We start from the raw sequence: 7,082 nt of genomic DNA on the forward strand, positions 1-7,082 counted from the left end.
TCAGCCCGGGTCGTGTGCCAGCACGACGTCGAGCAGTCGCAGGGCGCCTGCCTTGTCCAGCGGGTCGTTGCCGTTGCCGCACTTGGGTGACTGCACGCATGCCGGGCAGCCGGCGGCGCACGAGCAGCCGGCGATCGCGTCGCGTGTGGCGCGCAGCCAGGCGCCCCCGAGCCCGAACCCGCGCTCGGCGAACCCGGCGCCGCCGGGGTACGCGTCGTGCACGAAGACCGTCGCCGTGCCGGTGTCCGGGTGCAGCGCGGTCGACAGCCCACCCAGGTCCCAGCGGTCGCACGTGGCCAGCAGGGGCAGCAGGCCGATCGAGGCGTGCTCGGCGGCGTGCAGCGCGCCGGGGGTGTCGACCGCGTCGAGCCCGGCCTCCTCGAGCACGTCGGGCGGGGCCGTCCACCAGACGGCGGTGGTGCGCAGCGTGCGGGGTGGCAGGTCGAGCGTCTCGCTGCCGATCGTGGCGAGGTCCGGCAACCGGCGACGGGCGTAGCTCATCACCTGCGTGGTCGTGTCCACGGTGCCGAAGCCCCACGTGACGGGCCCGGCCTGCCGCTCGGCGCGAACCTCGCGCACCGCCACGGAGCTGACCCAGCGTGACCACGTGCGGTAGTCGACCGACCGCGCGCTGACCAGCGCCACCGACGCCTCGAGGTCCAGGTGCTCGACGACGAACGTCGCGCCCTGGTGGACGTACACGGCGCCGTCGTGCACCTGGGCGTCGGCCGCGGCGGCGTCGACGGTGCCGAGCAGTCGACCCGTCTCCTCCTCGACCACCCGGACCGGCTTCCCGCCGGTCCCGCGCAGGTCCGTGAGCCACGCTGCGGCGTCCGGGCGGGTCCAGTACCAGCCCGAGTCGCGCCGGCGCAGCGCCCCCCGCTCCACGAGCACGTCGAGCAGCTGCTCGGTCCCGGGCCCGAAGAGCGCCAGGTCCTCGCGGCGCAGGGGTTGCTCCGCCGCGGCGGAGCACAGGTGCGGCGCAAGGACGTAGGGGTTGGTCGGGTCGAAGACGGTCGCCTCGACGGGGGTCGCGAAGATCGCCTCGGGGTGGTGCACGAGGTAGGTGTCCAGGGGGTCCTCGCGCGCGATGAGCGCGACGAGACCCTCGGCGCCGGCCCGGCCGGCGCGGCCCGCCTGCTGCCACAGCGAGACCCGCGTGCCGGGCCACCCGGCGATGAGCACGGCGTCCAGTCCCGCGATGTCGACGCCGAGCTCGAGCGCGTTGGTCGTCGCCATGGCCCGCAGGTCCCCGCTGCGCAGCCGGCGCTCGAGCTCGCGGCGCTCCTCGGGCAGGTAGCCGCCGCGGTACGCCGCAACCCCCTGGCCCAGCCCTCGGCCGACCTCCTCGAGGTGGTCGCGCGTCGTGGCGGCGACGGACTCCGCCGCCCGCCGGGACCGGGTGAAGGCGAGCGTCCGGGCGCCCGCGACCGTGAGGTCGGTGAGCAGGTCGGCCATCTCTGCCGTCGCCGTGCGGTGCGCGGGGGCGGTGTCGGCGAGCGGGGTGCCGTCGTCGTCGAGGCCCGGGTCCTGACCCGGGAGCTCGGGCGGCTGCCAGAGCACGATGGTCTGGGCGCCGCGCGGCGACCCGTCGTCGGTGACGGCCAGGACGTCGTCGGCTGCGACGCCGAGCAGTCGCGCCGCGCTCGTGGTCGGCTGTGCCGTGGTGGCCGAGGCCAGGGCGAACGTCGGCTCGGCCCCGTAGAGCGCCGCGACGCGGCGCAGCCGGCGCAGCACCAGCGCGACGTGGGCCCCGAAGACGCCGCGGAACGCGTGGCTCTCGTCCACGACCACGTAGCGCAGCGAGCGCAGCAGCCGCGCCCAACGGCGGTGCCCCGGCAGCAGCGCGAAGTGGAGGAAGTCCGGGTTGGTGAGCACGACGTCTGCATGGTCCACCACCCAGCGCCGCGCGGCGGTGTCGGTGTCCCCGTCGCACGTCGCGGCGCGCACGGCGGAGCGCAGTCCGGCGGCGGCCACGAGCCGCTCGAGGCCGGCGAGCTGGTCGGCCGCCAGGGCCTTGGTCGGGCTGAGGTAGAGCACCGTGGCGCGCCGGGTGGCGAACCGGCCGGCGTCCCGGCGTTCGCCCGCGCTCGCGTCCTGGACGGCGGTCAGGGCCGGCAGCCAGAAGGCCATGGACTTGCCCGAGCCCGTCGAGGTGGCCAGCACCGTGTGCCGGCCCGCCCACAGCGCGTCGGCCGCCTCCACCTGGTGGGTCCACGGCTCCGCGACGCCGAGCACCTGGTAGCCCGCGACGAGGGCGGGATCGGCCCAGGCGGGCCATGGAGCCGTGCGGCCCGGGCGGGGCGGCAGGCGCTCGGCGTGCGTGAGGCTCTCGGCGCGCCGCCCGCCGGCGAGCAGCACCTCCAGGAGTTCCGCCGAGCTCGCCACGCGTCGATCCTCGCACCGATCGCGGACCGGCCGTCCGCCGGGCGACCGGGTGAAGATCGACGTTTCGGGCATCCGTCCGGCGCGATCGGTCACGGCCGCGCCGGACGGGTGCGATCATTCACGATGGTGGGGTCGGGGTGGTGGACCCCATGTGCCCTGTGCATTTGATTCAATGTGCAGGTCCTGGCGGTGATGTTGAGGAGGCCCTTGTGGACGTGTCCGTGGCGAGTCGCGCGAGCGGCAACCGGACCGTGGTCGAGGTCACGGGGGAGATCGACGTCTACACCGCCCCGGTGCTGCGCGAGGAGCTGTCCTCGCTCGTCGACGCGGAGCACACCGATCTCATCGTGGACCTGTCGGCCGTGAGCTTCATGGACTCGACCGGCCTGGGCGTGCTCGTCGGCGCCCTGAAGAAGGTCCGCACCCTCGGTGGGGACCTCGCGCTGGTCATCAGCGAGGAGAAGATCCTCAAGGTCTTCAAGATCACCGCACTGACGCAGGTGTTCTCCATCCACGCCACGCTCGACGAGGCTTTGGGCGGCTGACGCTCGCGGGGCGTCAGGAGGCGGAGCGCCGTCGAACCTGGCGGGACTCCTGCCTGCCTCGGGTCGACCTCGACCCGTGGCAGGCGGCTCCTCAGCCCTCGACGCGGACCTCGTACCGCACCAGCGCGCCGGTGCGGGTCGCCTCGCCGGGCGTCACCTCGACCCGCACCCCCTCGGACGTCGCCACCGTCCAGCTGGTCTCGTCAGCAGAGAGCACGGTCAACCCGGCGGCCTCGAGCCGCTCCGTGACCCCCGGCTGCGGCCCGCCCGCGACGTCGACGACCGCGTCGAGCTGCCCCGGGGCGTATGACGAGGACAGCAGGCGGCCACCGGCACCCGTACCGGCCTCGCCCTCGGTACCGCCCTCGACGGCAGCCCTGACCGACGCGAGCTGCGCGGTGAGCCGGCTCAGCTCCGCCTGGGCCGCGGCCTCGCCCGCAGCCTGTGCGGCCGCCGCAAGACGTGCCCGCTCGGCCCGGGCGGCCTGCTGGTCGGCGACCACGGTCAGCGTCTGCTCCGCCCGCAGCTCCACCGTCGTGCCCGCGGCATCCCCGCGCTGGGTGACGACGAGCGTGTAGGTGCCCGCGGGCAGGGGTGCAGCCGCCGGGCCGCAGGACACCAGCGGGAGCGTGAAGGCCAGGGCGTCGACACCAGTCGTCCCGTCCGCCCCGCCATCGGGCTGGGTCCCCGTGACGGGACCGGCCAGGACGATGCCGTCGCTGACGACCAGGACCGACGCGGTGTCGTCGAGGGTCACGGCGCCTGCGGCACCGATCGCGACCTCCACGGGAGCCCGGTCGAGCTCCGACCCGTCGAGCACACCGCCGACGACGGCCACCACCACCCCGCCGATGGCGAGGGTCCCCGCATCCGCCACCTCCGCCGTCGCGGGCTCGGCGCCGCAGCCCCACACCTCGGGGTCCAGCCCCGTCGAGGCGGGCGGGGTGACCGCCGGGCCGTCGAGCAGCCGCGGGCCACCCACGGCCACCATGCCGACGAGGCCCGCCGCGGCGACCCCGGTGACGGTGTGCCGCGTGGCGCGGCGGCGGCGGACGCGCCCGATCATCGGCCCCACCCGGGCCAGCAGCCGCTCGGTCGTCGCGTCGTCGTCGACGCTCGCGACCAGTCCGTCGAGGTGCTCGTGCAGCAGGCTCATCGTGTCCTCCGGGTCAGCTCGACGGGGATGGTCTCGGGTTCGGGCAGGTCGCCGCTGGTCAGGTCGCCGGCGAGCGACCCGAGGGCGGGTTCGAGGCGGTGCACGCCGTCGGACAGGTAGCGCTTGACCGCGCCCTCGCTCAGCGCGAGCGTCGCCGCGATCTCGGCGACGGTGAGGTCGTCGTAGTAGCGCAGCACCACGCACGTGCGCTCCCGGGGGGACAGCACGGCGAGCGCAGCTGCGACGTCGAGCCGCGCGTCCGTCGCGACGTCGTGCGCACCCGTCGCCTCGCTCGCGCCGGTGAGGTGCCGGATCGCGGCCCATCTGCGGCGGCGCCGGAAGCCGTCGAGGTAGGTGGTCAGCACCGCGCGGCGCACGTAGCCCTCGAGGTTGGTCGGCTCGAGGCCCAGCCGCCCGCGCGTGAACGTCTTGACCAGGGCGTCCTGGACCAGGTCCTCCGCCTCGCGGCGGTCACCGCACAGCAGGTAGGCGTAGCCGACCAGCGCCGCACCGCGCGTGCGGACGAGCGCCTCGAGCGCCTCCTGCCAGCGTGCCATGCCACCTCCTCGCCCGGTGCGTGGCACCCGGCCTCGACGAGAGGTCGGCTCGCCCGTGCCCCTGCGACGGGTGAACCCTCTCACCCAGCACGACGCACGACGTGCGCGGAACGTTGGGGGTCCCGGCGGTGCAGCGGCCGGATCCCTGCTGCGTCGGTCGGCGGACCGCCCATGACGGCCCCGCGACCTGCGCGAACGTGCAAGCGCGATCACCTCGCCCGGCCGCGCGGTCCAGCGAGGGTGGCCCGTAGACTGCGGCCTTCCGCGGCCCCGGTCGCCTACCGGCGACGGGGCCGGTCTCGACGTCTCAGGAGGACGGATGCCGACGCTCGGAACCACGAGCATGACCATCGTGGCGGTGATCGCGGCCATCGGGCTCGCCTCGCTCGCCACCGCGGTCGTGCTGCGCCGCCAGGTGCTCGCCTACGGCGAGGGCACCGCGAAGATGCAGGAGATCGCCCTGGCGGTCCAGGAGGGCGCCGCGGCGTACCTCAACCGGATGTTCCGCACCCTCGTGCTGTTCGCCGTCGTCGTCTTCGCGCTCCTCTTCCTCCTGCCGGGGGACACCGGGGTCAAGCTCGGGCGGTCGATCTTCTTCCTCGTCGGCGCAGGGTTCTCCGCGTCGATCGGCTATCTCGGGATGTGGCTCGCGGTGCGCGCGAACGTGCGCGTGGCCGCGGCGGCGCAGCGGCCGGACGGACGTGTGGTGGGGGCGCGGATCGCGTTCCGCACCGGTGGCGTGGTCGGCATGTCGGTGGTCGGGCTCGGGCTCGTCGGAGCCGCGTCCGTGGTGCTCATCTACCGCGAGCAGGCGCCAGCCGTGCTCGAGGGCTTCGGCTTCGGTGCCGCGCTGCTGGCCATGTTCATGCGCGTGGGCGGTGGCATCTTCACCAAGGCGGCCGACGTCGGTGCCGACCTGGTGGGCAAGGTCGAGAAGGGCATCCCCGAGGACGACCCGCGCAACGCCGCGACCATCGCGGACAACGTGGGCGACAACGTCGGCGACTGCGCCGGCATGGCGGCGGACCTCTTCGAGTCCTACGCCGTGACGCTCGTCGCGGCGCTCATCCTCGGCAAGGTCGCGTTCGGCGAGCAGGGTCTGGTATTCCCGCTGGTCGTCACCGCGATCGGCGCGCTCGTCGCCGCGCTGGGTGTGGCGATCACGCGGGTCCAGGGCGAGGAGAGCGGCCTCACCGCGATCAACCGCGGCTTCTACCTCTCCGCGCTGGCCGGCGCGGTGGCCTCGGCCGTCGCCGCCTTCGTGTACCTGCCCTCGACCTTCGCCGAGCTCAGCGGGATCAGCGAGGAGCTCGCGGCCCACACGGGCGACCCGCGCGTGGTCGCGACGCTCGCCGTGGCCATCGGGATCGTGCTCGCCGGGATCATCCTGTGGCTGACCGGCTACTTCACGGGCACGACGTCGGCGCCGACCCTCCACGTCGCGCGGACCTCGCTGACCGGCGCGGCCACGGTCGTGCTCTCCGGGGTGGGGGTGGGCTTCGAGTCCGCCGTCTACACGGCGGGGATCATCGCGGCGGCGATCTGCGGGGTGTTCCTCATCTCCGGCGGGTCCATCACGCTGTCCCTGTTCCTCATCGCCCTGGCCGGCTGCGGGCTGCTCACCACCGTGGGCGTCATCGTCGCGATGGACACGTTCGGCCCCGTGAGCGACAACGCCCAGGGGATCGCGGAGATGTCCGGGGACGTCGACGCGGCCGGTGCGCGCATCCTCACCGACCTCGACGCCGTCGGCAACACCACCAAGGCGATCACCAAGGGCATCGCGATCGCGACGGCCGTGCTCGCCGCGACGGCGCTCTTCGGCGCCTACCAGGACGCCGTGCGACAGGCCGTCAGCGCGCTGGGCGGTGCGCTCGACACGTCGGACATGGCCCTGGCGATGCTCTCCTACCAGGTGATCTCCCCGGTGACGCTGGTCGGGGTGATCCTCGGGGCCGCGACCGTCTTCCTCTTCTCCGGCCTGGCCATCGACGCGGTGACGCGCGCTGCCGGGGCGATCGTCTTCGAGGTGCGCCGCCAGTTCCACGAGTTCCCGGGGATCATGACCGGTGAGGTGCGGCCCGACTACGGGCGCGTGGTGGACATCTGCACGCGCGACTCGCTGCGGGAGCTCGCCACCCCCGGCCTCCTCGCGGCCTTCGCGCCGATCGCGGTGGGCTTCGGCCTCGGCGTGGGCCCGCTCGCCGGGTTCCTCGCCGGGTCGATCGCCGCCGGCGTGCTCATGGCGGTGTTCCTGGCCAACTCCGGCGGTGCGTGGGACAACGCGAAGAAGATCGTCGAGGACGGCCGGTTCGGCGGGAAGAACTCCGACGCGCACGCCGCCGTCGTCATCGGGGACACGGTCGGCGACCCGTTCAAGGACACCGCCGGCCCCGCGATCAACCCGCTCATCAAGGTGATGAACCTCGTCGCGCT

At 74.3% G+C, this 7,082-nt stretch carries 5 protein-coding genes; 2 read left to right on the forward strand and 3 right to left on the reverse strand.

Features of this window, described 5'->3' with window-relative positions:
- Positions 1 to 2,388, reverse strand: coding sequence for a DEAD/DEAH box helicase (locus tag PKY62_RS04555; RefSeq protein WP_324535306.1), 2,388 nt, complete (start codon positions 2,386 to 2,388; stop codon positions 1 to 3).
- Between the two features lie 215 nt (positions 2,389 to 2,603).
- On the opposite strand from PKY62_RS04555, the gene PKY62_RS04560 reads away from it, so the two are divergent.
- Positions 2,604 to 2,933: an STAS domain-containing protein gene (locus PKY62_RS04560; protein WP_502875783.1), complete on the forward strand. Its 330-nt coding sequence runs from the start codon at positions 2,604 to 2,606 to the stop codon at positions 2,931 to 2,933.
- Between the two features lie 91 nt (positions 2,934 to 3,024).
- Here the strand turns inward: PKY62_RS04560 and PKY62_RS04565 are convergent, their stop codons facing one another.
- Both PKY62_RS04565 and PKY62_RS04570 read right to left on the reverse strand, forming a co-directional pair.
- Positions 3,025 to 4,089: a hypothetical protein gene (locus PKY62_RS04565; protein WP_324535309.1), complete on the reverse strand. Its 1,065-nt coding sequence runs from the start codon at positions 4,087 to 4,089 to the stop codon at positions 3,025 to 3,027.
- Positions 4,086 to 4,646 (reverse strand): sigma-70 family RNA polymerase sigma factor, encoded by a 561-nt coding sequence (locus tag PKY62_RS04570; protein ID WP_324535311.1) that lies wholly within the window; start codon positions 4,644 to 4,646, stop codon positions 4,086 to 4,088. The genes PKY62_RS04565 and PKY62_RS04570 overlap by 4 nt, the downstream gene beginning before the upstream one ends.
- Positions 4,647 to 4,965: 319 nt before the next feature.
- On the opposite strand from PKY62_RS04570, the gene PKY62_RS04575 reads away from it, so the two are divergent.
- Positions 4,966 to 7,082 (forward strand): sodium-translocating pyrophosphatase (locus PKY62_RS04575; RefSeq protein ID WP_324535313.1); only part of this gene is annotated, 2,117 nt, incomplete at its 3' end.

The organism is Actinotalea sp., assembly GCF_035443605.1.
Lineage (GTDB): Bacteria > Actinomycetota > Actinomycetes > Actinomycetales > Cellulomonadaceae > Actinotalea.